General features: G+C 54.2%; 26 protein-coding genes, 1 tRNA gene and 1 pseudogene. 13 read left to right on the top strand and 15 right to left on the bottom strand.

Going from position 1 to position 21,642, the window contains the following annotated elements; translation table 11 throughout:
* The 7 genes from FU672_RS22115 (at nt 1) to dinB (ending at nt 5,860) form a co-directional block, all read left to right on the top strand.
* Nucleotides 1-1,236, top strand: a complete 1,236-nt coding sequence (locus tag FU672_RS22115) for an NADH:ubiquinone reductase (Na(+)-transporting) subunit B (protein WP_148244827.1) — start codon at nt 1-3, stop codon at nt 1,234-1,236.
* Entirely contained in the window at nt 1,229-2,023 is a 795-nt protein-coding gene (locus tag FU672_RS22110; protein ID WP_148244826.1) for a Na(+)-translocating NADH-quinone reductase subunit C, read from the top strand. Before FU672_RS22115 ends, FU672_RS22110 begins: the two co-directional genes overlap by 8 nt.
* A complete protein-coding gene (locus FU672_RS22105) occupies nt 2,016-2,654 on the top strand; it encodes an NADH:ubiquinone reductase (Na(+)-transporting) subunit D (RefSeq protein ID WP_014882676.1) in 639 nt (212 codons plus the stop codon). The genes FU672_RS22110 and FU672_RS22105 overlap by 8 nt, the downstream gene beginning before the upstream one ends.
* 6 nt (nt 2,655-2,660) lie before the next feature.
* Complete coding sequence (gene nqrE / locus FU672_RS22100; RefSeq protein ID WP_023334613.1) at nt 2,661-3,257, top strand: NADH:ubiquinone reductase (Na(+)-transporting) subunit E; 597 nt, start codon at nt 2,661-2,663, stop codon at nt 3,255-3,257.
* A 10-nt stretch (nt 3,258-3,267) separates the two neighbouring features.
* Entirely contained in the window at nt 3,268-4,491 is a 1,224-nt protein-coding gene (gene nqrF, locus FU672_RS22095; protein ID WP_148244825.1) for an NADH:ubiquinone reductase (Na(+)-transporting) subunit F, read from the top strand.
* The gene (nqrM, locus tag FU672_RS22090; RefSeq protein ID WP_148244824.1) at nt 4,491-4,694 is read left to right on the top strand and encodes a (Na+)-NQR maturation NqrM; all 204 of its coding nucleotides are present in this window, start codon (nt 4,491-4,493) and stop codon (nt 4,692-4,694) included. Before nqrF ends, nqrM begins: the two co-directional genes overlap by 1 nt.
* A 107-nt stretch (nt 4,695-4,801) precedes the next feature.
* On the top strand, nt 4,802-5,860 hold the full coding sequence (gene dinB, locus FU672_RS22085) for a DNA polymerase IV (protein ID WP_148244823.1): 1,059 nt from the start codon (nt 4,802-4,804) through the stop codon (nt 5,858-5,860).
* A gap of 76 nt (nt 5,861-5,936) precedes the next feature.
* Here the strand turns inward: dinB and pepD are convergent, their stop codons facing one another.
* A complete protein-coding gene (pepD, locus tag FU672_RS22080; protein ID WP_148244822.1) occupies nt 5,937-7,394 on the bottom strand; it encodes a cytosol nonspecific dipeptidase in 1,458 nt (485 codons plus the stop codon).
* 257 nt (nt 7,395-7,651) lie between these two features.
* On the opposite strand from pepD, the gene gpt reads away from it, so the two are divergent.
* The 3 genes from gpt to crl all read left to right on the top strand — a co-directional run bounded on the left by gpt (nt 7,652) and on the right by crl (nt 9,918).
* Nucleotides 7,652-8,110, top strand: a complete 459-nt coding sequence (gene gpt / locus FU672_RS22075; protein ID WP_010427903.1) for a xanthine phosphoribosyltransferase — start codon at nt 7,652-7,654, stop codon at nt 8,108-8,110.
* Between the two features lie 104 nt (nt 8,111-8,214).
* Nucleotides 8,215-9,459: an esterase FrsA gene (gene frsA, locus FU672_RS22070; RefSeq protein WP_148244821.1), complete on the top strand. Its 1,245-nt coding sequence runs from the start codon at nt 8,215-8,217 to the stop codon at nt 9,457-9,459.
* A gap of 57 nt (nt 9,460-9,516) precedes the next feature.
* Entirely contained in the window at nt 9,517-9,918 is a 402-nt protein-coding gene (gene crl / locus FU672_RS22065; RefSeq protein ID WP_148244820.1) for a sigma factor-binding protein Crl, read from the top strand.
* Between the two features lie 107 nt (nt 9,919-10,025).
* Here the strand turns inward: crl and phoE are convergent, their stop codons facing one another.
* Nucleotides 10,026-11,078 carry a phosphoporin PhoE gene (phoE, locus tag FU672_RS22060; protein ID WP_148244819.1) on the bottom strand — a complete coding sequence of 351 codons (1,053 nt, stop codon included), beginning with the start codon at nt 11,076-11,078 and terminating at the stop codon, nt 10,026-10,028.
* Between the two features lie 306 nt (nt 11,079-11,384).
* Between phoE and proB the strand changes: the two genes are divergently transcribed.
* The 3 genes from proB to FU672_RS22045 all read left to right on the top strand — a co-directional run bounded on the left by proB (nt 11,385) and on the right by FU672_RS22045 (nt 13,940).
* On the top strand, nt 11,385-12,488 hold the full coding sequence (gene proB / locus FU672_RS22055) for a glutamate 5-kinase (protein WP_148244818.1): 1,104 nt from the start codon (nt 11,385-11,387) through the stop codon (nt 12,486-12,488).
* Between the two features lie 11 nt (nt 12,489-12,499).
* On the top strand, nt 12,500-13,753 hold the full coding sequence (gene proA, locus FU672_RS22050; protein ID WP_148244817.1) for a glutamate-5-semialdehyde dehydrogenase: 1,254 nt from the start codon (nt 12,500-12,502) through the stop codon (nt 13,751-13,753).
* Between the two features lie 111 nt (nt 13,754-13,864).
* Nucleotides 13,865-13,940, top strand: a tRNA-Thr gene (locus tag FU672_RS22045).
* Nucleotides 13,941-13,954: 14 nt separating this feature from the next.
* Here FU672_RS22045 and FU672_RS22040 read toward each other — a convergent pair.
* The 13 genes and pseudogenes from FU672_RS22040 to FU672_RS21985 form a co-directional block, all read right to left on the bottom strand.
* Nucleotides 13,955-15,109: a site-specific integrase gene (locus FU672_RS22040; RefSeq protein WP_262349042.1), complete on the bottom strand. Its 1,155-nt coding sequence runs from the start codon at nt 15,107-15,109 to the stop codon at nt 13,955-13,957.
* Nucleotides 14,992-15,339, bottom strand: coding sequence for a helix-turn-helix domain-containing protein (locus FU672_RS22035; RefSeq protein ID WP_262349039.1), 348 nt, complete (start codon nt 15,337-15,339; stop codon nt 14,992-14,994). The genes FU672_RS22040 and FU672_RS22035 overlap by 118 nt, the downstream gene beginning before the upstream one ends.
* 268 nt (nt 15,340-15,607) lie before the next feature.
* Nucleotides 15,608-16,030 (bottom strand): hypothetical protein, encoded by a 423-nt coding sequence (locus FU672_RS22025; protein WP_148244815.1) that lies wholly within the window; start codon nt 16,028-16,030, stop codon nt 15,608-15,610.
* A 204-nt stretch (nt 16,031-16,234) separates the two neighbouring features.
* A complete protein-coding gene (locus FU672_RS24915) occupies nt 16,235-16,696 on the bottom strand; it encodes a DUF551 domain-containing protein (protein WP_187360840.1) in 462 nt (153 codons plus the stop codon).
* 3 nt (nt 16,697-16,699) lie between these two features.
* Nucleotides 16,700-16,981 (bottom strand): hypothetical protein, encoded by a 282-nt coding sequence (locus FU672_RS22015; protein ID WP_148244814.1) that lies wholly within the window; start codon nt 16,979-16,981, stop codon nt 16,700-16,702.
* 55 nt (nt 16,982-17,036) lie between these two features.
* The gene (locus FU672_RS25250) at nt 17,037-17,591 is read right to left on the bottom strand and encodes a phage N-6-adenine-methyltransferase (protein ID WP_508610038.1); all 555 of its coding nucleotides are present in this window, start codon (nt 17,589-17,591) and stop codon (nt 17,037-17,039) included.
* Nucleotides 17,592-17,600: 9 nt separating this feature from the next.
* Nucleotides 17,601-18,854: pseudogene (locus FU672_RS22010) on the bottom strand (DNA cytosine methyltransferase); the annotation flags it as partial.
* Nucleotides 18,851-19,003 (bottom strand): DUF1317 family protein, encoded by a 153-nt coding sequence (locus FU672_RS22005; protein ID WP_131632145.1) that lies wholly within the window; start codon nt 19,001-19,003, stop codon nt 18,851-18,853. The gene FU672_RS22005 and the pseudogene FU672_RS22010, both read right to left, overlap by 4 nt.
* An 11-nt stretch (nt 19,004-19,014) precedes the next feature.
* Nucleotides 19,015-19,725: a single stranded DNA-binding domain-containing protein gene (locus tag FU672_RS22000; RefSeq protein WP_148244812.1), complete on the bottom strand. Its 711-nt coding sequence runs from the start codon at nt 19,723-19,725 to the stop codon at nt 19,015-19,017.
* A gap of 11 nt (nt 19,726-19,736) precedes the next feature.
* Nucleotides 19,737-20,402 (bottom strand): ATP-binding protein, encoded by a 666-nt coding sequence (locus FU672_RS21995; protein WP_128338581.1) that lies wholly within the window; start codon nt 20,400-20,402, stop codon nt 19,737-19,739.
* 3 nt (nt 20,403-20,405) lie between these two features.
* Nucleotides 20,406-21,062 carry an exodeoxyribonuclease X gene (gene exoX, locus FU672_RS21990; protein ID WP_032628892.1) on the bottom strand — a complete coding sequence of 219 codons (657 nt, stop codon included), beginning with the start codon at nt 21,060-21,062 and terminating at the stop codon, nt 20,406-20,408.
* Nucleotides 21,046-21,201 carry a hypothetical protein gene (locus FU672_RS24910; RefSeq protein WP_164474756.1) on the bottom strand — a complete coding sequence of 52 codons (156 nt, stop codon included), beginning with the start codon at nt 21,199-21,201 and terminating at the stop codon, nt 21,046-21,048. The genes exoX and FU672_RS24910 overlap by 17 nt, the downstream gene beginning before the upstream one ends.
* A complete protein-coding gene (locus FU672_RS21985) occupies nt 21,195-21,590 on the bottom strand; it encodes a hypothetical protein (protein WP_126811183.1) in 396 nt (131 codons plus the stop codon). Before FU672_RS21985 ends, FU672_RS24910 begins: the two co-directional genes overlap by 7 nt.
* Nucleotides 21,591-21,642 lie beyond the last annotated feature (52 nt).

Raw genomic sequence — 21,642 nt, 5'->3', positions numbered from 1 at the left:
ATGGGCTTAAAACATCTCTTTGAAAAAATTGAGCCGCACTTTACCGAAGGGAAGCTCAAAAAGTATTACCCGCTGTATGAAGCGACGACCACCATTTTCTACACGCCAGGTCTGGTGACGAAAGGCGCGGCACACGTTCGCGATGCCATCGATCTGAAGCGAATGATGATTCTGGTGTGGTTTGCCGTCTTCCCGGCGATGTTCTGGGGAATGTACAACGTCGGCCTGCAGACCATTCCTGCGCTGCACCATATGTATGATGCGCAGCAGTTGGCGCAGGTGATTCAGTCTGACTGGCACTATCGTCTGGCGCAGTCGCTGGGCGTCAGCTTTGCCGCTGATGCTGGCTGGGTCAGCATGATGACGCTGGGCGCGGTCTTCTTCCTGCCGATTTACATCACGGTCTTTATCGTGGGCGGCTTCTGGGAAGTGCTGTTTGCCATCATCCGTAAACATGAGATCAACGAAGGCTTCTTCGTGACCTCTATTCTGTTTGCCCTGATTGTTCCCCCGACGCTGCCGCTCTGGCAGGCGGCGCTGGGCATCAGTTTCGGCGTAGTGATTGCCAAAGAGATCTTCGGCGGCACCGGACGGAACTTCCTCAACCCGGCGCTGGCAGGACGTGCGTTTCTGTTCTTTGCTTATCCGGCGCAAATCTCGGGCGACCTGGTCTGGACGGCGGCAGATGGTTTTTCCGGCGCGACGCCGCTTTCACAGTGGGCGGCACACGGCGGCGAAACGCTGGTTAACAACGCGACAGGTCAGCCTGTCACCTGGTTTGATGCCTTTATTGGCAACATTCCTGGCTCCATCGGGGAAGTCTCTACGCTGATGATTTTGCTTGGCGGCGCGATCATTCTTTTCGGTCGCGTGGCCTCATGGCGGATTGTTGCGGGCGTGATGATCGGCATGGTGCTGACCGCCACCCTGTTCAACGTTATCGGTTCGACCACCAACCCGATGTTCTCCATGCCCTGGTACTGGCATCTGGTGCTGGGTGGCTTCGCGTTCGGCATGATGTTCATGGCGACGGACCCCGTCTCGGCCTCGTTTACTGACAAAGGTAAATGGAGCTATGGCGTGCTCATTGGCGCGATGTGCGTTCTGATCCGCGTGGTCAACCCAGCGTATCCGGAAGGGATGATGTTGGCCATTTTGTTTGCCAATCTGTTTGCGCCACTCTTCGATTACCTGGTGGTGCGGGCCAATATCAAGCGGAGGAAGGCGCGTGGCTGAAGTTAAAAATAATGACAGCATCAGCAAAACGCTGCTGGTGGTGCTGGTGCTCTGTCTGGTCTGTTCTATTGTCGTGGCCGGTTCTGCCGTGGGGTTAAAACCCCTGCAGCAGGAGCAACGCGCGCTGGATAAACAGCGCAACATCCTGGCCGTCGCCGGGCTGATGCAGGAAGGCATGACGAAGGACGACGTCGCCGACGTGTTTGCTGAACGCATTACTCCACGGCTGGTGGATTTAAAAACGGGTGAGCTGCTGGATAAAGACCCGGCAACATTCAACCAGGCGCTGGCGCTGAAAGATCCGCAGATGAGCCTGACGCTGGAGGCATCGCAAGATCCTGCCGGGATTAAGCGTCGCAGCAACCTGGCCGAAATCTATCTGGTTCGCGATCCCCAAAAACGCATTCAGGAAGTAGTACTGCCTATTTACGGTAACGGGCTGTGGTCAATGATGTATGCCTTTGTGGCACTGGATACGGATGGTCGCACGGTAAAAGGCATTACGTATTACGACCAGGGCGAAACGCCGGGGCTGGGTGGCGAAGTTGAGAACCCTAACTGGCGGGCACAGTTTGTCGGCAAGAAAGTGCTCGACGATAACGGTCTGCCTGCGCTGAAGGTGATGAAAGGGGCGGCACGTCCCGGTGACGACTTCGCCGTTGACGGGCTTTCCGGCGCCACGCTCACCTCAAAAGGGGTGCAGCACAGTTTTGATTTCTGGATGGGCGAGCTGGGCTTTGGTCCTTTCCTGAAAAACGTACGTGAAGGAGCGCTGAACAATGGCTGATACCGGTGAACTGAAAGAAGTCAAAAAGGTGCTCATTGGCCCACTGCTCGCCAATAACCCGATAACGCTGCAGGTGCTGGGCGTCTGTTCCGCTCTGGCGGTGACGACCAAACTGGAAACGGCGGTGGTGATGACGCTGGCGGTCACGCTCGTCACGGCGTTCTCCAGCATGTTTATCTCGATGATCCGCCACCACATTCCCAACAGCGTGAGGATCATCGTGCAGATGGCGATCATCGCCTCGCTGGTGATCGTGGTCGATCAGCTGCTGCGCGCCTTCGCCTATGAAACCTCCAAACAGCTCTCGGTGTTTGTCGGGCTGATCATCACCAACTGTATCGTCATGGGGCGTGCGGAAGCCTACGCCATGAAAATGCCGCCGCTGGCGAGCTTTATGGACGGTATCGGCAACGGCCTGGGCTACGGCGTGATCCTGCTGACCGTAGGGTTCCTGCGCGAGCTGATTGGCAGCGGCAAGCTGTTTGGCATCACGGTGCTGGACACGGTGCAAAACGGCGGGTGGTATCTGCCAAACGGCCTGTTCCTGCTGGCCCCTAGCGCATTTTTCATTATCGGTTTGTTGATCTGGCTGATTCGTACGCTGAAGCCAGAACAGCAGGAAAAGGAGTAACCGACGATGGCTCATTACCTGAGTTTGTTTGTGCGCGCGGTGTTTGTTGAAAACATGGCGCTCGCGTTTTTCCTCGGCATGTGTACGTTCCTTGCCGTGTCTAAAAAGGTCTCCACGGCATTTGGCCTGGGCGTGGCGGTCACCGTTGTGTTGGGGCTTTCGGTTCCGATTAACAATCTGGTGTACAACTTTGTGCTGCGGGACGGCGCGCTGGTGGAAGGGGTTGATCTCAGCTTCCTGAACTTCATCACCTTTATCGGGGTGATCGCGGCGCTGGTGCAGATCCTGGAGATGATCCTCGATAAGTACTTCCCGTCGTTATACAACGCGCTGGGGATCTTCCTCCCGCTGATCGCGGTGAACTGCGCCATCTTCGGTGGCGTCTCGTTTATGGTTCAGCGTGATTACAACTTCAGTGAATCCGTGGTGTACGGTTTTGGTTCCGGCATCGGCTGGATGCTGGCGATTGTCACCATGGCGGGGATCCGCGAGAAAATGAAATATGCCAACGTGCCTGCGGGTCTGCGTGGCTTAGGGATCACCTTTATCACCACCGGGCTGATGGCGCTTGGCTTTATGTCCTTCTCCGGTGTGCAGCTATAAGGGCTAACAGATGGAAATTATCCTTGGCGTGGTGATGTTCACGCTGATTGTACTGGTGCTGTCAGGATTAATTCTGGCGGCGCGCGCGAAGCTGGTGAATTCCGGCGACGTGGTGATTGATATTAACGACGAGCCGCAGAATCAGATCCGCACGCCTGCGGGGGACAAACTGCTCAACACGCTCTCCGGCAACGGGATTTTTGTCTCCTCAGCCTGCGGCGGCGGCGGCTCCTGCGGGCAGTGCCGCGTGACGGTAAAAGAAGGCGGTGGCGATATTCTGCCAACCGAGCTGGCGCATATCACAAAGCGTGAGGCAAAAGAGGGCTGTCGTCTGGCCTGCCAGGTCGCGGTGCGTCAGAACATGAAGATTGAGCTGCCGGAAGAGATCTTCGGCGTGAAAAAATGGGAGTGCGAGGTTATCTCTAATGATAACAAAGCCACCTTTATTAAAGAGCTGAAGCTGCGAGTGCCGGACGGGGAAGATGTTCCGTTCCGCGCCGGGGGATACATTCAGATTGAGTGTCCTGAGCATACCGTGGCCTATGCGGACTTCGACGTGCCGGATGAGTACCGCACTGACTGGGACAAATTCAATCTCTTCCGTTTTGTATCAGAGGTAAAAGAGCCGACGCTGCGTGCCTACTCAATGGCCAACTACCCGGAAGAGAAGGGCATTATCATGCTCAACGTGCGTATCGCCACACCGCCACCGAATGTGCCGGATGCACCGCCGGGCGTGATGTCGTCATACATCTGGTCTCTGAAGGCGGGAGATAAGGTGACCATCTCCGGTCCGTTCGGGGAGTTCTTCGCGAAAGATACCGACGCGGAAATGGTCTTTATCGGTGGCGGTGCCGGTATGGCCCCGATGCGCTCGCACATCTTTGATCAGCTCAAGCGGTTGGGAAGCCAGCGTAAGATCAGCTTCTGGTACGGAGCGCGCTCGCTGCGCGAGATGTTCTATGATGATGAGTTTGAACAGCTGGCGCGTGAAAACCCGAACTTTACCTTCCACGTTGCGCTTTCCGATCCCCAGCCGGAAGATAACTGGACGGGCTATACGGGGTTCATCCACAACGTGCTGTATGAAAACTACCTCAAACAGCACCCGGCGCCCGAGGACTGCGAGTTCTATATGTGTGGTCCGCCGATGATGAACGCCGCCGTGATTAAGATGCTGAAAGATCTCGGCGTTGAAGATGAGAACATCATGCTCGATGATTTTGGAGGCTGATGATGCTGACGTTTCTGGCAACCTTTGTGGTTTTTGTGCTTGTTATCTTCGGCATGTCGTTAGGCTGGATCGTTAAGCGGAAAAGCATTCAGGGCAGCTGCGGCGGTATTTCCTCCATTGGGATGGAAAAGGTCTGCGACTGCCCGGAACCGTGCGATGCGCGGAAAAAAAGAATGGCCCGCGATCGGCAACGCATTATTTAGTCTTGTAGGTCGGGTAAGGCGAAGCCGCCACCCGACGATTCACACGCACACTTCTCAATCCTCACTTGTTTACTGTATACTTATCCAGTGATGAGTGAGGGCTTACTATGCGCAAAATAATCCATGTCGATATGGACTGCTTTTTTGCCGCAGTGGAGATGCGTGACAACCCGGCGCTGCGGGACATTCCCATCGCCATTGGCGGCAGCCGCGTTCAGCGTGGTGTCATCAGCACCGCCAACTATCCTGCGCGCAAATTTGGCGTGCGCAGCGCGATGCCGACGGCGATGGCCTTAAAGCTTTGCCCTCATCTCACGCTTCTGCCCGGCCGGTTTGAAGCTTATAAAGAGGCTTCCCTTCATATTCGGGAAATCTTCTCCCGCTATACCTCTCTGATAGAACCGCTGTCGCTGGATGAAGCCTATCTGGATGTGACCGACAGCGTGCATTGTCACGGCTCCGCCACCCTGATGGCTCAGGAGATCCGCCAGACGATTTTCAACGAGCTGAATCTGACGGCGTCTGCGGGCGTCGCGCCCGTGAAATTCCTCGCCAAAATCGCCTCCGATTTAAATAAGCCCAACGGTCAATACGTCATCACGCCGGAAGAGGTGCCTGAATTTTTAAAAACGCTGCCGCTCGGCAAAATCCCCGGGGTAGGAAAAGTCTCCGCCGCAAAGCTGGAAAGCATGGGGTTACGGACCTGCGAAGACGTGCAGCGAAGCGATCTCGCCATGCTGCTCAAGCGCTTCGGGAAGTTTGGCCGCGTGCTGTGGGAGCGCAGCCAGGGGATTGACGATCGCGATGTGAACAGCGAGCGGCTACGTAAATCCGTCGGCGTTGAGCGCACCCTCAGTGAAGATATTCATGACTGGTCCGAATGCGAAACCATTATCACGGAACAGCTTTACCCTGAGCTGGAACGACGCTTAATCAAGGTGAAGCCAGACCTGCTCATTGCCCGTCAGGGTATCAAATTAAAATTCAACGACTTCCAGCAGACCACGCAGGAACACGTCTGGCCGCGTCTGAATAAAGACGATCTTATCGCGACGGCGAAAAAGGCATGGGAAGAGCGCCGGGGCGGGCGAGGGGTGAGGCTGGTGGGATTGCACGTCACGCTGCTGGATCCGCAGTTAGAGCGACAGCTGGTTCTGGGACTGTAAAAAAGCCCGGTGCGCTACGCTTACCGGGCCTGCGTTTTTCACCCTCTCCTTGTGGGAGAGGGCTGGGGTGAGGGTATTACTTAACTGGGATCGCTTTCAGCAGTTCAGTCAGCAGCGTCCAGTAGTGACCAACGCTTTCGATATGAACCTGCTCATCCGGCGAGTGCGGGCCGGTAATGGTTGGCCCGATGGACACCATATCCATGTCCGGATACGGTTTCTTGAACAGACCACATTCCAGACCCGCGTGGATCACCTGAATGTTCGGGGTGCTGTTGAACAGACGCTGGTACGTTTCACGCACCAGCGCCATCACCGGAGAACTCGCATCCGGCTGCCAGCCCGGGTAGCTGCCTTTGGCAGACGTTTTCGCGCCTGCCAGCGTGCCCAGAGACTCCAGCATGCTCACCACGTACTCTTTACCGCTGTCGATCAGCGAGCGGATCAGGCAGATGATTTCCGCGCTGTCGTCGCTCATGGTGACCACGCCCACGTTCAGTGAGGTTTCCACCACGCCTTTCGCCACGTCAGAGTTGCGGATCACGCCGTTTGGCGTCGCGTTCAGCAGTTGAACGAAGGTGTCACGAGACTGTGCGGTCAGTGCGGCTTTATCTGTAGAAACAGCTTCCAGCACCACGGTCAGGTTTTTCTCTTTCGCCGACAGTTCGTTTTTCAGGATATCCAGGTATACGGTGGAGAGTTTTTTCAGCTCATCCGCTTTTGCCGCCGGTACTGCCACGGTGGTGAACGCTTCGCGTGGGATCGCGTTACGCAGGGTACCGCCGTTGAAGTCCACCAGACGCAGATCCAGCTCGGCCGCATGGCCTGCCAGGAAGCGGGCCAGCAGCTTGTTGGCGTTACCCAAGCCTAAGTGAATATCACCGCCGGAGTGGCCGCCTTTCAGCCCTTTCAGCGTCAGCTTGAAGGTCTGGTAACCTGCAGGAATCGCTTCGCGTGACAGTGGCAGGGTAGAGATGAAATCAATCCCGCCCGCGCAGCCCATATAGATCTCGCCTTCTTCTTCGGAGTCGGTGTTGATCAGGATGTCTGCCTGCAGCCAGTTAGCCTGCAGACCGAATGCACCGTCCATGCCCGCTTCTTCGGTCATGGTCAGCAGCACTTCCAGTGGACCGTGCTCAACGCTGTCGTCGGCCAGCACCGCCAGCGCAGAGGCCATACCGATGCCGTTATCCGCGCCCAGCGTGGTGCCGCGCGCTTTCACCCAGTCGCCATCGATGTACGGTTGAATCGGATCTTTGGTGAAGTCGTGAACGGTGTCGTTGTTCTTCTGTGGCACCATGTCCAGGTGCGCCTGCAGCACAACCGGTTTGCGGTTTTCCATGCCTGCGGTGGCGGGTTTGCGGATCAGAATGTTGCCAACCTGGTCACGTTCAGCATGCAGACCTTTTTCCTTCGCCCAACCCATAATATGTTCGGCAAGCTGTTCTTCATGGTAGGAAGGGTGCGGAATGGAGCAGATTTTTGCAAAAATATCCCACAGCGGCTGCGGAGATAATTGAGACAGTTCAGACACGATAAGTCTCCTTGTCGAGGCGCTGCAAACAGGGTTGCAGGTCACAGGGTTAGCAGGTTAATAGTTACCACAAGTCAGGCTTGCGAGATGAAACTGAGAATACCACTTTCTCTGTTGGCTGGTAGCATAAAGCATGTAAAAACTCAGGCAGAGGGCGCTAAACACTGGTTTTTAGTGCGTCAGATCTCTATAATCTCGCGCAACCTGGTTCACCCTCATTTTTTTAAGCCGTATAAAAACAGGCTGGGACACTTCACATGAGCGAAAAATACGTCGTCACCTGGGACATGTTGCAGATTCACGCACGCAAACTGGCGGCGCGTCTGATGCCTTCCGAACAGTGGAAAGGCATTATTGCCGTCAGCCGTGGCGGTCTGGTACCGGGGGCGCTGCTGGCGCGTGAGCTGGGTATTCGTCATGTCGATACCGTTTGCATCTCCAGCTATGACCATGACAACCAGCGTGAGCTGACCGTGCTGAAACGCGCGGAAGGCGACGGCGAAGGTTTCATCGTTATTGATGACCTGGTAGATACCGGTGGTACCGCGGTGGCTATCCGCGAAATGTATCCGAAAGCACATTTCGTCACTATCTTCGCGAAGCCTGCTGGCCGCCCACTGGTTGACGATTACGTTATTGATATCCCGCAGGATACCTGGATTGAACAGCCATGGGATATGGGCGTGGTCTTCGTACCGCCTATTTCAGGCCGTTAATACCAGTACGTAACTTTACACGCCCGGCTATGTCGGGCGTTGTTCTTTTTGGCCTGCCACGCGTTACAATAGTCTTCATATGACGTATCCATGGAGGCAACGCAATGACGCAGGCGAATCTCACCGAGACTCTTTTCAAACCCCGTTTCAAACACCCAGAAACGTCGACGCTGGTGCGTCGCTTTAATCCGGGTACCATGCCTGCCGTCCAGTCCGCGTTAGACGGTAAAAATGTGCCTCACTGGTATCGCATGATTAACCGCCTGATGTGGATCTGGCGCGGTATAGACCCCCGTGAAATTCTTGATGTTCAGGCGCGTATCGTGATGTGCGAAGCGGAGCGTACCGACAGCGAACTTTACGATACGGTGGTGGGCTACCGTGGCGGAAACTGGATCTATGAATGGTCTAAACAGGCGATGCTCTGGCAGCAAAAAGCCAGCCAGGAGGAGGATGCCACGCGCAGCGGTAAACACTGGCTGCATGCGGCGAATCTCTACGCCATTGCCGCGTACCCGCATTTAAAAGGGGATGAACTGGCTGAGCAGGCTCAGGCGCTGGCGAATCGCGCTTATGAAGAGGCCGCCCAACGTCTGCCGGGGCAAATGCGCGAGCTTGAGTTTACTATCCCGGGCGGCGCTCCCGTTACCGGGTTTCTGCATATGCCTGAAGGTGATGGCCCGTTCCCGACCGTGCTGATGTGCGGGGGGCTGGATTCGTTGCAAATCGATTATTACAGCCTGTACGAGCGTTACTTCGCACCAAAAGGGATCGCCATGCTGACGCTTGATATGCCTTCCATAGGTTTCTCATCCAAATGGAAACTGACGCAGGATTCCAGCCTGCTGCACCAGCATGCGCTAAAAGCGCTGGAGAACATTCCGTGGGTTGACCACACCCGCGTGGCGGCATTCGGCTTCCGTTTTGGCGCGAACGTCGCGGTGCGTCTGGCTTACCTTGAATCCTCTCGTCTGAAAGCCGTCGCCTGCCTTGGTCCGGTCGTTCACGCCCTACTCAGCGATCCGGCACGCCAGGGAAGCGTACCTGAAATGTACCTTGATGTGCTGGCCAGCCGTCTTGGCATGCATGATGCATCAGACGAAGCGTTACGCATTGAACTCAATCGCTACTCGTTAAAAACGCAAGGGTTGCTGGGACGTCGCTGCCCAACGCCGATGCTGTCGGGGTTCTGGAAAAACGATCCGTTCAGTCCGGAAGAAGAGTCGCGCTTAATCACTTCGTCATCTGCGGATGGCAAATTGCTTGAAGTGCCGTTCAGTCCGGTCTATCAGAATTTCGACAAAGCGCTGAAAGAGATTACGCGCTGGATCGCTCAGAGATTGTGTTAATAGATTGCTAAATTTCGCTGGTTTGGTAAAACAGTGGCTTCACAAAAGGAGATCGCAATGACGTTACCGAGTGGACACCCGAAAAGTAGACTGATTAAGAAGTTTATGGCTCTCGGCCCGTATATTCGAGAAGAGCAGTGTGAAGAGAATCGCTTTTTTTTCGACTGCCTGGCTGTATGCGTCAACGTGAAGCCTGCACCCGAAAAACGTGAATTCTGGGGCTGGTGGATGGAAATGGAAGCAGAGGAAAAACGTTTTACGTATAGCTACCAGTTTGGCCTGTTTAATAAAGACGGCAACTGGCAGGCCACCTCTATTAAAGATCAGGAAGTGATTGACCGCCTGGAATATACGCTAAAAGAGTTTCACGCAAAGGCACGCGCACTGCTGGCTACTCTGGATCTCAAGTTCGAACCCGCGGATGATTTTTCCAGCGAAGCGGTGAAGTTGACTGCCTGATGCTTTTCTCCCTCTCCCAAAGGGAGAGGGCCGGGGTGAGGGCACCAGACCGCATTAATCCCCGACAAAAAAAACCGGCACCAGGCCGGTTTTTTTATTTCGCATCATCAGAACTGGTAGGTCATACCCACGGCAACGATGTCATCGCTGCTCACGCCCAGTTTATTTTTGTCATCAATCTGGTTGATTTTATAATCAACAAAGGTGGACATATTTTTGTTGAAGTAATAGGTCGCGCCAACGTCAATATATTTCACCAGATCTTCGTCACCAATACCTTCGATATCTTTGCCTTTAGACTGGACATAACCCAGGGACGGGCGCAGACCAAAGTCGAACTGATATTGTGCGACAACTTCAAAGTTCTGCGCTTTATTTGCAAACCCGCCAGAAATTGGCGTCATATTGCGGGTTTCAGAATACATTGCAGCCAGATAAATATCGTTCGCATCATATTTCAGACCGGTTGCCCAGGCTTCTGCTTTCTGCCCCTGGCCACGCGCCAGCAGGTTCTGAGCATTGGTGCGGTCAGAGTTGGTGTAGGCGCCGCTTACTGCGAAATCGCTGCCACCGAAGTCATAGGTCAGAGAGGTACCAAAACCGTCACCGTTCTGTTTCTTGGCGTCACGGTTTTCGTTTTTCCCCTGGTACTGCAGCGTCATGTCCAGACCGTCGACCGCGCCGAAGAAGTCAGTGTTGCGATAGGTCGCCAGGCCGGTAGCACGCTTGGTCATGAAGTTATCGGTCTGTGCGGAAGAGTCGCCGCCGAACTCAGGGAACATATCGGTCCATGCTTCGACGTCATACAGGGCACCCAGGTTACGACCGTAATCCAGTGAACCAAAGTTTTTCAGTTTCAGACCAGCGAACGCCAGACGCGTCTTCTGAGAGGAGTCGCTCTCAGCTTTGTTACCTGCAAATTCAGCTTCCCAACGGCCATAGCCTGTCAGCTGATCGTTAATCTGTGTTTCGCCTTTAAAACCGAAACGAACGTAAGTCTGATCACCATCTTTGGTGGCATCATCACTGATGTAGTGCATGGCTTTAACTTTGCCGTACACATCCAGTTTATTACCATCTTTATTATAAACTTCAGCTGCGTGCACGGATGCAGAAGCCACTACGCCCATAACCATTAATGCCAGAGTGCTCTTTTTCATTTTCGATCCTGTCTTATAAACGCGCTAAAAAAAATTCGCTGGACGATAAGCTCATGCTTAAGTCCCGTGAAAAAACAGAAGGGGTTTTATCGTTCTGGAATGAAACTTTTATGACAAACTAAGAATAATTTTAAAAAATTGTGATTTATTATTTCTGTAATAAAATCGTCAAACTTTCCCGCTACGCTTCCTGATCCCGCGCAACAAAGTGTTTCGCGATGTGCTAAGGCAGTTGGCAACGGGGCTGACTCCTGTTAAAACGTTCGTTTGACATTACTTTCCCTTATCGTTGAACGGCAGAGAATCATGAGTGACAGCCAGACGCTGGTGGTAAAACTCGGTACCAGTGTTTTAACAGGCGGATCGCGCCGCCTAAATCGCGCCCACATTGTTGAGCTTGTACGTCAGTGCGCTCAGTTACATGCCGCAGGGCATCGTATTGTGATTGTGACCTCCGGGGCGATTGCCGCCGGGCGTGAACACCTGGGTTACCCCGAACTCCCCGCGACGATCGCTTCCAAACAGCTGCTGGCCGCCGTGGGGCAAAGCCGACTCATTCAACTCTGGGAACAGTTGTTTTCCATCTATGGCATCCACGTCGGGCAGATGCTGCTGACGCGTGCGGATATGGAAGACAGAGAGCGCTTCCTGAACGCCCGCGATACCCTGCGCGCGCTGCTGGACAACAATATTGTTCCGGTCATTAACGAGAACGATGCCGTTGCTACCGCTGAAATCAAAGTGGGTGATAACGATAACCTCTCGGCTCTGGCCGCGATTCTGGCCGGTGCCGATAAATTACTGCTTCTGACCGATCAGCAGGGGCTGTTCACTGCCGATCCGCGCTCCAACCCGGAAGCCGAGCTGATTACCGATGTTCACGGTATCGACGATGCGCTGCGTGCCATCGCCGGTGACAGCGTTTCAGGCCTCGGAACGGGTGGTATGGGGACCAAGCTGCAGGCCGCTGACGTAGCGTGCCGCGCCGGTATCGACACCATCATTGCGGCGGGCAGTCGCCCTGGCGTGATTGGCGACGTGATGGATGGTATTTCCGTCGGCACCCGCTTCCACGCTCAGGAATCCCCGCTGGAAAACCGCAAGCGCTGGATATTTGGCGCGCCTCCTGCTGGCGAACTCGTCGTCGATGAAGGGGCAACCGCCGCGATTCTGGAACGAGGAAGTTCATTACTTCCTAAAGGAATTAAAAGCGTGACAGGTAACTTCTCCCGTGGTGAAGTGATCCGCATCCGTAACCTCGAAGGCCGCGACATCGCCCACGGCGTAAGCCGTTATAACAGCGATGCCCTGCGCCGCATCGCGGGTCACCACTCACAGCAGATCGACGCCATTCTGGGCTATGAATATGGTCCGGTTGCCGTACATCGCGATGACATGATTATTCGTTAAGGAGCCAGAACATGCTGGAACAAATGGGCGCTGCCGCGAAGGCCGCCTCTTACAAACTGGCGCTCCTTTCCAGCCGCGAGAAAAACCGCGTGCTGGAAAAAATCGCTGATTATCTGGAATCACAGTCCCAGGAGATTTTACTCGCCAACGAGCAGGATTTACTGGAAGCGCGTCGTAACGGTTTGAGCGAAGCGATGCTCGACCGTCTGGCGCTGACGCCGGCACGCCTGAAAGGTATCGCCGACGATGTGCGTCAGGTCTGCAATCTGGCCGACCCGGTAGGGCAGGTGATCGACGGCGGGCTGCTCGACAGCGGTTTACGCCTGGAGCGCCGCCGCGTGCCGCTCGGCGTTATCGGCGTTATTTATGAAGCTCGTCCAAACGTGACGGTGGATGTCGCCTCCCTGTGCCTGAAAACCGGAAACGCCGCTATTCTGCGCGGTGGTAAAGAGACCTGGCGCACCAACGCCGCGACGGTGAAAGTCATTCAGCAGGCGCTGGAAGAGTGTGGCTTACCGGCGGGTGCCGTGCAGGCGATCGAGAGCCCAGACCGCGCGCTGGTCAACGAAATGCTGCGCATGGACAAATACATCGACATGCTGATCCCACGCGGTGGCGCGGGCCTGCACAAGCTGTGCCGCGAGCAGTCGACAATTCCGGTGATCACCGGCGGTATCGGTGTGTGCCATATCGTGGTCGACGACAGCGCTGAGATTGAACCGGCGCTGAAGATTATCGTTAACGCGAAAACCCAGCGTCCAAGCACCTGTAACACCGTAGAAACGCTGCTGGTGCATCAGAATATTGCGAACACCTTCCTGCCAGCTCTGAGCAAACAGATGGCAGAGAGCGGCGTGACGCTGCACGCTGAAGCCAACGCGCTCGCACTGCTTCAGGATGGCCCGGCTAATGTTGTTCCCGTAAAAGCGGAGCAGTACGACGATGAGTTCCTGTCACTGGATCTGAACGTGAAAATCGTTACCGATCTCGACGACGCCATTGCGCACATCCGTGAACATGGCACGCAGCATTCTGACGCTATCTTGACGCGTACCCTGCGCAATGCCGATCGCTTCGTGAACGAAGTGGATTCCTCTGCGGTCTATGTGAATGCCTCCACCCGCTTCACCGACGGCGGTCAGTTCGGCCTCGGCGCTGAGGTGGCGGTCAGCACGCAGAAACTGCACGCGCGCGGTCCGATGGGGCTGGAAGCGCTGACCACGTACAAGTGGATCGGCTTCGGTGACGATACGATTCGTGCGTAAATAATCACGGGTGATGCAAAAATAGCCGTTTGATTCAAAAGGGCATTGACGCATCACCCGGATAGATCTAACCTTTTGCCCCGTGGTTACGCTCGTAACCGGCCTCTCAGGGCCGATATAGCTCAGTTGGTAGAGCAGCGCATTCGTAATGCGAAGGTCGTAGGTTCGACTCCTATTATCGGCACCAGTTATTTCAATTACTTATCTCGCATTCAAATAAACTATATTCTCCTCATGTGCCGTATTTGTGACATTGCGACCAATAATTGCATCAATTTTACTCGCATGCTCCGTCAGGTGCCCGGCAGACAAATGAGCATATCGTTGAACCATTTCCAGAGTTTCCCATCCCCCCATTTCCTTCAATGCCAGAAGTGAAACACCGGACTGAACAAGCCAGCTAGCCCATGTATGCCTGAGGTCATGGAAGCGGAAATTGCTAATGCCTGCCCGCTTTAGTGCTCCCTTCCATGCCTTATTACTATCTGTCCGCATTTTTCTGACCGCTGCTGTTTTTGTCCCGTCGCTTCTGTACCCGGGAGTCGTGTGAACGAAAACCCAGCGCTTATGCAGGCCTTGCTGCTTCCTCAGTATCCCTAAAGCTGTTTCGTTCAGTGGAACGCCTATGGCGTTGCCGGCTTTAGTTTCGTCAGGGTGCATCCATGCCATCCGCTTATCTAGGTCGACCTGTGACCATTCAAGATCGGTTACATTAGAGCGACGAAGGCCAGTGGTCACCGCAAACATAACGACCGGGAAGAAGTGAGGGGCTATCTCTGCAAAAAGACGCTTCGACTCCTCTTCTGTCAGCCATCGGATGCGGCCATTCTTGACCCGGGGCGTTGATATCTTCGGCGCTTTATCCAGCCACCCCCACTGCACCGCCATATTCAGAATGGCTCTGAGTATCGCCAGATGCCTCGTCCTTGTTCCCTTAGTTGCGAGCTTAGGAATATAATCAGGTACTGGTTTAGATAGTCTCAAACACCTGCCTCTGGTCATCTCCCAGTTCAGGCGATGGCGGCGGTTTTCCATTCCGTCTACCGCCTCCATTATTTTGTCTGTTGTGATGTCAGCGAGAACAGTCTCTCTGAAATGCAGCAACCAGAACTTAATGATGCTTTTGTCATCATTCAGGCTCTTCTTATCCTCTTTCTCCCTGAGCCATCTTATGCAGGCCTCCTTGAATAGCTTCTTAGGCGACTCCCCAAGTTGTTTAACCCGCCACGCTTCCGACTTCAGACGATCGTGAAGTTCCTGCGCTTCTCTCTTGTCTGAGGTTTCAAGAGAGCGTCTAACTCGTGATCCATCTGGCGCGACGAAGTCGCAGTGCCACGTGCCGCCGCGTAGTTTGATTGACATGCTTTCTCCTCCTGCACATCAACCGCATTCACTGCGCTATTGTGTCGCACAGACTTTAGCGCCGCAATGCAGTCTGACTTGCAAATGCGATATGGGCTTTTCGGTTTGTTTGGATTTATCTTTGCTGCCTGAAGGCGACCGCTGCGTATCCATTGCGTGATGGTTCCCTTGTCGACCTTCAGATATGACGCAGCCTCCTCACGAGTGAAGATTTCTTCTTCCACAGGATTCTCCGGTTATAGAAGTGTCAGTTGGTGGGTCTGGATATCTTGAGAAATGCACAGGCCTCATCGAGTGTGAGGCTGTGTGATTCCATGGTTAATGCCCTATGAATAAAGCGATAGCACCAACCTCTCCAAATATCTCAATCACTCCAAAAAGCAAACCGTAAGGGATGAGTTCCTTATAAAGATCGCCTTTCAGGAAGAGATATGTCATATGGATGCCGATTATCATCATCTATCTCCAATAAAAAACCGCCATTGCGGCGGTCTAGTCGATGCGGATATGTTCTGCTATAGCTTCATAGATTGCCTGTGGCACTGCATCGCTATGCGGGCAATCTTTGTAAGCTTTCTCTATCTTAGAGATGATGATGTCGCGTTTCTTATCTGCTTCTGAGCGGATAGGTCGGAATCGATGTGATTGAGAGGTATTTATACAGTCAAGCCCACGAAATCCCGGGTCTTCTCCAAGCCATGTAAATGCGATTCCATCCATAGTTATGCATTCTACCCGAACCTTCTTAATTCCATATCCATTCGTTTCGTACTCACACTCACAACCAACAGTAGGCAATCCCTCTCCATCCCATTCTGGCTTGCTGGCTGCTAATGCGGCTTCGTATACGTCGCTTTGTGTGTACACATTTCCATTAACAGATCGAGTTATTGCGCCCACAGCAAATTTAGCCATAACAAGCCCTCTGACATGTGAATGAGTGAAGAGATAGCGCTCAGAGCCATAATTCCGACTATGAGCCAGATAATTGGATTGGCGTGCATGGTGACTCCGGATAAAGAAAAACCCGCAGGGTGCGGGTTTGTTATGATGACTTGCGCTTCCTTCGGTTAATCATTGCGATCAACACAAACGCACGATGCTCTCTCATTCCTTATGTCATTCAGCCTCCTGCTGCGGTGCTGCTGGCAGTGGTTGCCACAAATCGCAACGGTCAGCGCTAATGGGGTCATATTGCTCGTACCAATCCAACCAGTTTTCACCGTCAAATCCATACACGGTGCGCTGCACGACTCCATCTCGTGTGCAAATTAATAACGGCTCATACTGAGGAGGCATCTCATCATGTACAGCCACCCAACCAGCGCGCAACTTGTTAGCCGTCATTACAGGTTCGGCACCCTGAAGCATGGCGGCGCGGCAGGCGTTCCAGCCTTCATGGTATTCGCTGAAGTCCTCGGTATGTTCATACGCAGCAGGTACAGATGTTGGCGCTGGCGGGGCGGTGAGCAAAGACATCAACGAGCAGATTGTTTCCTCACCGATTTCAAACATCCCGCTGGAGTTTTGCGTCGAAGCTTTCAGTTCTTCGATTAACTGCTCTCTGGCAATAGTGCTCATGGGTTAGTCCTTCCTTTCGACGGCATTCTTACGGTTTGAACGACACACCAGTGCCCAAAAGTTCATTTCACAAATCAGAGCCGCCAACACTTCAGCCCGGCGACGCCCGCCTAATTTATTGGACTTCCCAATAGAGCGTTTCCGCTTACGAATTACCTTTCTTGCGTGTGCCGCCTGTACTTCATCACGCCGCTGTTTTGATGCATAAACGCCCTTTGCTGGCACTTTACGCACCTGTTTTTGATAAGCAGTTAACAGGTCGTGTACGTCTGTAAATTTAGCCATGCTCACTCTCCTTTACCGGCTGCGGCGGCGCGGATGGCGTTTTCATTTGCTGGCGTCATGCGGCCTCCCGGCGGGCGAGAAGTTTCGCCCCGAAAGCCATCAGCTCGTCCCGGTCCACCGTTGCGAAGTGGCAATGCGTGCGCGGGTACGGTCGCCAGATGATGAGCATACTGCCTTTGTTATTTCCGCTGACCGGCTTACCGGTGACCGGGTTGATAAATGCCAGCCGTCCGGCGGTGATGAAGCGAACCTCGCTGGCGGTCTGGATAGCCTCTTTGAACCATCCAACCGAAGTGTCTGCCGGTACCAGCATGACCGTGCCGATCTGATTGGCGCTCTCGGCAGCGGCCTTTTTAACGAACGGCGTGATGTCGCTGTATGGCGGGTTCAACCAGACGTAGCCAGGAGCGCTCAAGTAATCAGCCCATGGCGTTTCCAGCGTGTTCATCTCGGCTGTGATGAATTTCCTGCACAGCGCATTATGCGGCGCTGCGGCGGCATCCAACTGGAAGCAGAACTCAGCATCAAGTGAAGCGAAAAGGGCAGGTGGAGTGCGCCAGAGGTCGCGCTGGTCGAGCGGTGTTTTACTTCCGCCATAATCACCGTTCAGCTTCTCGGCAGGAAGTGCTGCTGCAATGCGCTCACCAATCCAACGCATTACCGGTACCGCCATGCTGTTGCCGATTGCTTTGTAGCGAGGGCCGTCCGGGCATTTAGTAGCATCCTTTCCGCGCCAGCCGATCAGGGTGTGATTATCTGGAAAGCCCTGAAGGCGCTCGCACTCAATCGGTGTTAGGCGGCGAACCTGCATACCCCACCCGATAGCTCCGACCCCCATACCAGCGCGGCCGCCATTCGGTGTCAAAAGCGCGTTGGCAGTTCCGTCATTTCTCACTTCGATCGTGCTCCCTTCTGACAGACCACGGATTGCCAATGTGAATGGTTCAGTAACTATCGCGTTTTCCTGTCCGTTGTTGCGTCCGAGCGTGTGCGCAAGTTCTCGGTTGGTATCTGGATCCTGCGTGCCGTGAACTGCAAAAGTCTCAGTATCAAAATCCAACCTGATACCATGCGCGGTGCAGGCGGTCGCCACATCAATATGACCGGCAGTATTGCCACCGCCAAAAGCAATCAGGTGTCCAACTTGTGCCTGGTTGTCGTCTGCGCCACACGTTCCAACGCCTCTTGCAGTAAGTGCGGCAACAGCCTTTTGCGTTTCTCGGCGCGGCGCAGAATCCCGGCGCACGCTGTCGAGCTCAAAAAGTACCGCTGCGGGATCGAATCCTTTTCGAGCACTTGCGACAACGAACACACGGCGGCGTCGTTGGGCCACTCCGAAAAATTGAGCATCAAGGACGCGCCAGGCGATAACCCTTTGTGGTCCAGACACACAACCTGCGTGCGTCCATTTTCCCCCTGCTGGCTGCAACTCACTGCTTTCTCCGGCAAGTCCTGCCAGAAAGCACCCGAAGGCATTGTCTTTGCTGCTGAGCACGCCGGGGACGTTTTCCCAGACGATGATTGCTTCTGGTTCACCGCGTTCGCGGCGCTTTGCGTCGATTGCATTGGCTAATTCCACGTAAGAGAGGGTTAACTGGCCGCGGTCATCAGACAGGCCTTCACGTAAGCCGGCAATGCTGAATGCCTGGCAAGGCGTGCCGCCAACCAGAACATCAGGCGCTTCAACATCACCAGCGCGCACCGAATCGGCGATTTTGGTCATGTCGCCGAGGTTTGTTATTTCCGGCCAGTGGTGGGCGAGGACAGCAGAAGGGAACGGTTCGATTTCAGAGAACCAGGCAGGTTTCCAGCCGAGAGGTTCCCACGCTTTACTGGCAGCCTCGATGCCGCTGCACACGCTTCCGTATTTCATGCCGCCTCCTGCCTTTCCCGATATTCCTCACCGAGTCGCTGCGCCTTTAATGGATTGCTGACCACTTCACCCCATGGCATTAGCCAGCCGTTACCAATGAAGGGAAGGCACAGTGTGCCAACCCTGATGTCGTCGTGAGCGTGAGTCATAGCGATGCCTTTTAGAAGGGAATGTCATCGTCAAACTGAGGATGTTGATTGCTCTGTGATACCTGACGGTTGGCCTGCTGCAGGCGAGACTCAGGGACCGCATTCGGATCCTGCTGATTACCACCCCATCCGCCGCCGCTATGTGATGGCGCACCCCAGCCACCGCGTGATGAATCGTGAGGCTTGCGGTCATCTTTGTCTTTCATGGTGCGCTCAAGCGTAGCGATCGCTTCTGCTGGCGTTTTGTTGGTGAACTCTTTATAGGTCAGACGACTTCCAGGCTGGAAAACATGTCGGACTTCGAATTTGTAGCTGTCACTACCATCTGTCTTGGTGGTGAGGATTTTTTGTAGGAACAAGCCGACACGCTTACCCTCAAGCGCAGGCAGACACCATTCAGGACCGCTTTGCCCCTGGCGCTGTTGCGCCTGAGCGTCTTTAACCTGCGCAGCCCACATGATGGCGGCGATCAAGCCCATACCAAAAGTCTGCGTGCCGTCGCGTCCGAGGAAGTTGATGCGCAGGAAGTTTGCTTTCTGGCCGTCAGCGTCGAGCGAAAGAACAAGTGCCTGCGACTGTGATCCATCCTTGCCGAACTCATACACAGCGGAGGTGATCACGCCTTCGTATGCGCCGGTTTCAGAAATGCCAGCGGAGGATCCTGCTTTGAGTGCTGCTTCTGCCGACTGCTGATTCCAGGTAAAGCTGATTGGTTGGTTCATTGTTATCTCTCTTATAAGTCAGTGAATTCAGAAATTGCGTTGTCGAACGCCGCCAGGTCGTTATCCATGTCAGTCACTTCCGGACCGAACAGGTCAGGAGGACATTTCACGGTGTCGTTGTCGTCGCCCTTCAATAGGAAAAGGTGTTTGCCGTCGCGCTTGATGATGCGCAGAACGATAGGGAAGTAGCCTTCAGGAGTGAGCTTTTCGTTAAGCATCTTGCCGACTGTCTTCATCCTTATTTTTCCTTCGCTCTCTTCGGTGTGAGCGAGGAAGTAGACGCGGAAGTCGTCAGGTAGCTGTGTGGCCGCTTCTATGATGCGCCAGGCATGCTCCGCCATTTCGGTAAATTTGGTGTAGCCAGTCTCGTAGGCCCGGTCCATGTTCTCGTGCTGCATGACAGCCTGGAAGTCATCAATGATAAGTATCTTGCGGCCACTCATCGCGGCGTTACGGATCACATCGAGAAGATGCCGTCCATTGCGGATATCAACCACGTTCCCGCGTTGTATTGAGTTATCCGGCAGGCGTTTTCCGTGGAGCTTCCAGCCGGTATTGCGGAACGGAAGGGCCTTACGAATACAGCGAGCGAGAATAGCGTTTTCCGGGTTAACGTTGCGGATGCTGTACGTCTTGCCATACCCGGAGTCGGCAAGGATGAGAGTCATCACCGCCATGAATTACCCCTTAAGCCAGTGTTTAATGGTGAAGAGAATGTCTTCGTCGTCGCTGTTGCTGGACAACCAGCGGAGATAGCCAGGATCGACCTTCGCAATCTCTTCGAACGTCAGGCCCTTGTGCTTGCCGAACCGGATAGCCTTAATCAGTGATGGGCTGTTTGAAATGGCGCGCATTTCGCCAAACGTCCATTTCGCCAGGCGACCCATGTACAGAAGCAGCTCAGCTGTGACGTAACAGTCATACAGCGCGCGGTGCGCATACAGGCCTTCCGGAAGTTCAGGTTTAAGGCCCAGGCTGTAACGCAGGTACTGGTTACTGTGGCTTGGATGATCAGGGAGAAGGGCGCGGGCCAGCTTGGCGGTACAAATCCATGGGGCGTCGATTTGCGGCAGCTTTGATTTATCGAACTTAGCGTTGTGTGCGACGTAAGCCTGCGCGCCAAGGTAACGCCCGATAACCTCGCCAATCAACGGGGCGTCAGCGACCATATCTTCGGTGATATGGTGTATAGCCATAGCCTCGAAGCTGATCGCTTCAGTGGGCTTCACAAAGTCGCTCATGGGATTGCAGATAACACCGTCGACAATATCAACGCTGGCTATCTCCAGCACACTACCTTCCAGGCTGGTAGTTTCAGTATCAATAACTCGCAACATGCTTAATCTCCGTAAGGTGGTCGTTAACTGCGTCAAATTCTGCGAGCTGGTGAGCCAGTGATTCGAGGTCTGCCGGCTGCAGGTCATACAGCAGGCAGAGCATGGCAACCATCAGCAATCCGGTCTGGTGAGTTACCATCGCGTTCTCCGTGATGTCTTGGCGCGGGATGGGTTCTGGCGGAAGAACTTCTCAGCGCAGCCTTTGTCAGTGCAGAAATGCTTTTGTGACGTCGACATGTAGGTCGATACCGTCTGAACAGTGCAATCGCTTTTATGGCGCCGCGAGCCGCAGTAGGCACACATTACAGAGCTGAGATACTCGGTAGCCGAGTCGAGAATGATGCTTTCTGCAAAACTGCCTGGCACGCCACGGGAATCGACATACTCGATCATGTTTTCAGTTCTCCCGGCGCTGTTGGTGAATGACCCGCGCCCGGTAAGTTTGATAATTTGGCCGCCGAGTTTCAGTCGGGATCCTTCTGGCAAACTTGCCAGACGTTCAGAGGTTAATCGCTCGTAAGGTTGCATAAAGACTCCTTAAAAAGTGCGTGCGAAGGCCGCCCGCTTAATGCCAGGCCGA

Origin of the sequence: Enterobacter asburiae, from assembly GCF_008080435.1 — a bacterium.
Lineage (GTDB): Bacteria > Pseudomonadota > Gammaproteobacteria > Enterobacterales > Enterobacteriaceae > Enterobacter > Enterobacter asburiae_C.
The sequence above is the reverse complement of the archived record's forward strand: the minus strand, read 5'-3'. Positions and strand labels throughout refer to the sequence as shown.

Coding starts and splice junctions, on each gene's coding strand:
- gpt (WP_010427903.1), top strand. CDS start 7,652: ATGAGCGAAAAATACGTCGTCACCTGGGACATGTTGCAGATTCACGCA.
- exoX (WP_032628892.1), bottom strand. CDS start 21,062: ATGTTGCGAGTTATTGATACTGAAACTACCAGCCTGGAAGGTAGTGTG.
- FU672_RS24915 (WP_187360840.1), bottom strand. CDS start 16,696: ATGAGCACTATTGCCAGAGAGCAGTTAATCGAAGAACTGAAAGCTTCG.
- nqrE (WP_023334613.1), top strand. CDS start 2,661: ATGGCTCATTACCTGAGTTTGTTTGTGCGCGCGGTGTTTGTTGAAAAC.
- dinB (WP_148244823.1), top strand. CDS start 4,802: ATGCGCAAAATAATCCATGTCGATATGGACTGCTTTTTTGCCGCAGTG.
- frsA (WP_148244821.1), top strand. CDS start 8,215: ATGACGCAGGCGAATCTCACCGAGACTCTTTTCAAACCCCGTTTCAAA.
- FU672_RS22115 (WP_148244827.1), top strand. CDS start 1: ATGGGCTTAAAACATCTCTTTGAAAAAATTGAGCCGCACTTTACCGAA.
- FU672_RS22105 (WP_014882676.1), top strand. CDS start 2,016: ATGGCTGATACCGGTGAACTGAAAGAAGTCAAAAAGGTGCTCATTGGC.
- nqrM (WP_148244824.1), top strand. CDS start 4,491: ATGATGCTGACGTTTCTGGCAACCTTTGTGGTTTTTGTGCTTGTTATC.
- FU672_RS21995 (WP_128338581.1), bottom strand. CDS start 20,402: ATGGCGGTGATGACTCTCATCCTTGCCGACTCCGGGTATGGCAAGACG.
- FU672_RS22005 (WP_131632145.1), bottom strand. CDS start 19,003: ATGACTCACGCTCACGACGACATCAGGGTTGGCACACTGTGCCTTCCC.
- FU672_RS22000 (WP_148244812.1), bottom strand. CDS start 19,725: ATGAACCAACCAATCAGCTTTACCTGGAATCAGCAGTCGGCAGAAGCA.
- FU672_RS21985 (WP_126811183.1), bottom strand. CDS start 21,590: ATGCAACCTTACGAGCGATTAACCTCTGAACGTCTGGCAAGTTTGCCA.
- nqrF (WP_148244825.1), top strand. CDS start 3,268: ATGGAAATTATCCTTGGCGTGGTGATGTTCACGCTGATTGTACTGGTG.
- phoE (WP_148244819.1), bottom strand. CDS start 11,078: ATGAAAAAGAGCACTCTGGCATTAATGGTTATGGGCGTAGTGGCTTCT.
- proA (WP_148244817.1), top strand. CDS start 12,500: ATGCTGGAACAAATGGGCGCTGCCGCGAAGGCCGCCTCTTACAAACTG.
- FU672_RS24910 (WP_164474756.1), bottom strand. CDS start 21,201: ATGGTAACTCACCAGACCGGATTGCTGATGGTTGCCATGCTCTGCCTG.
- FU672_RS22015 (WP_148244814.1), bottom strand. CDS start 16,981: ATGGCTAAATTTACAGACGTACACGACCTGTTAACTGCTTATCAAAAA.
- proB (WP_148244818.1), top strand. CDS start 11,385: ATGAGTGACAGCCAGACGCTGGTGGTAAAACTCGGTACCAGTGTTTTA.
- crl (WP_148244820.1), top strand. CDS start 9,517: ATGACGTTACCGAGTGGACACCCGAAAAGTAGACTGATTAAGAAGTTT.
- FU672_RS22025 (WP_148244815.1), bottom strand. CDS start 16,030: ATGGCTAAATTTGCTGTGGGCGCAATAACTCGATCTGTTAATGGAAAT.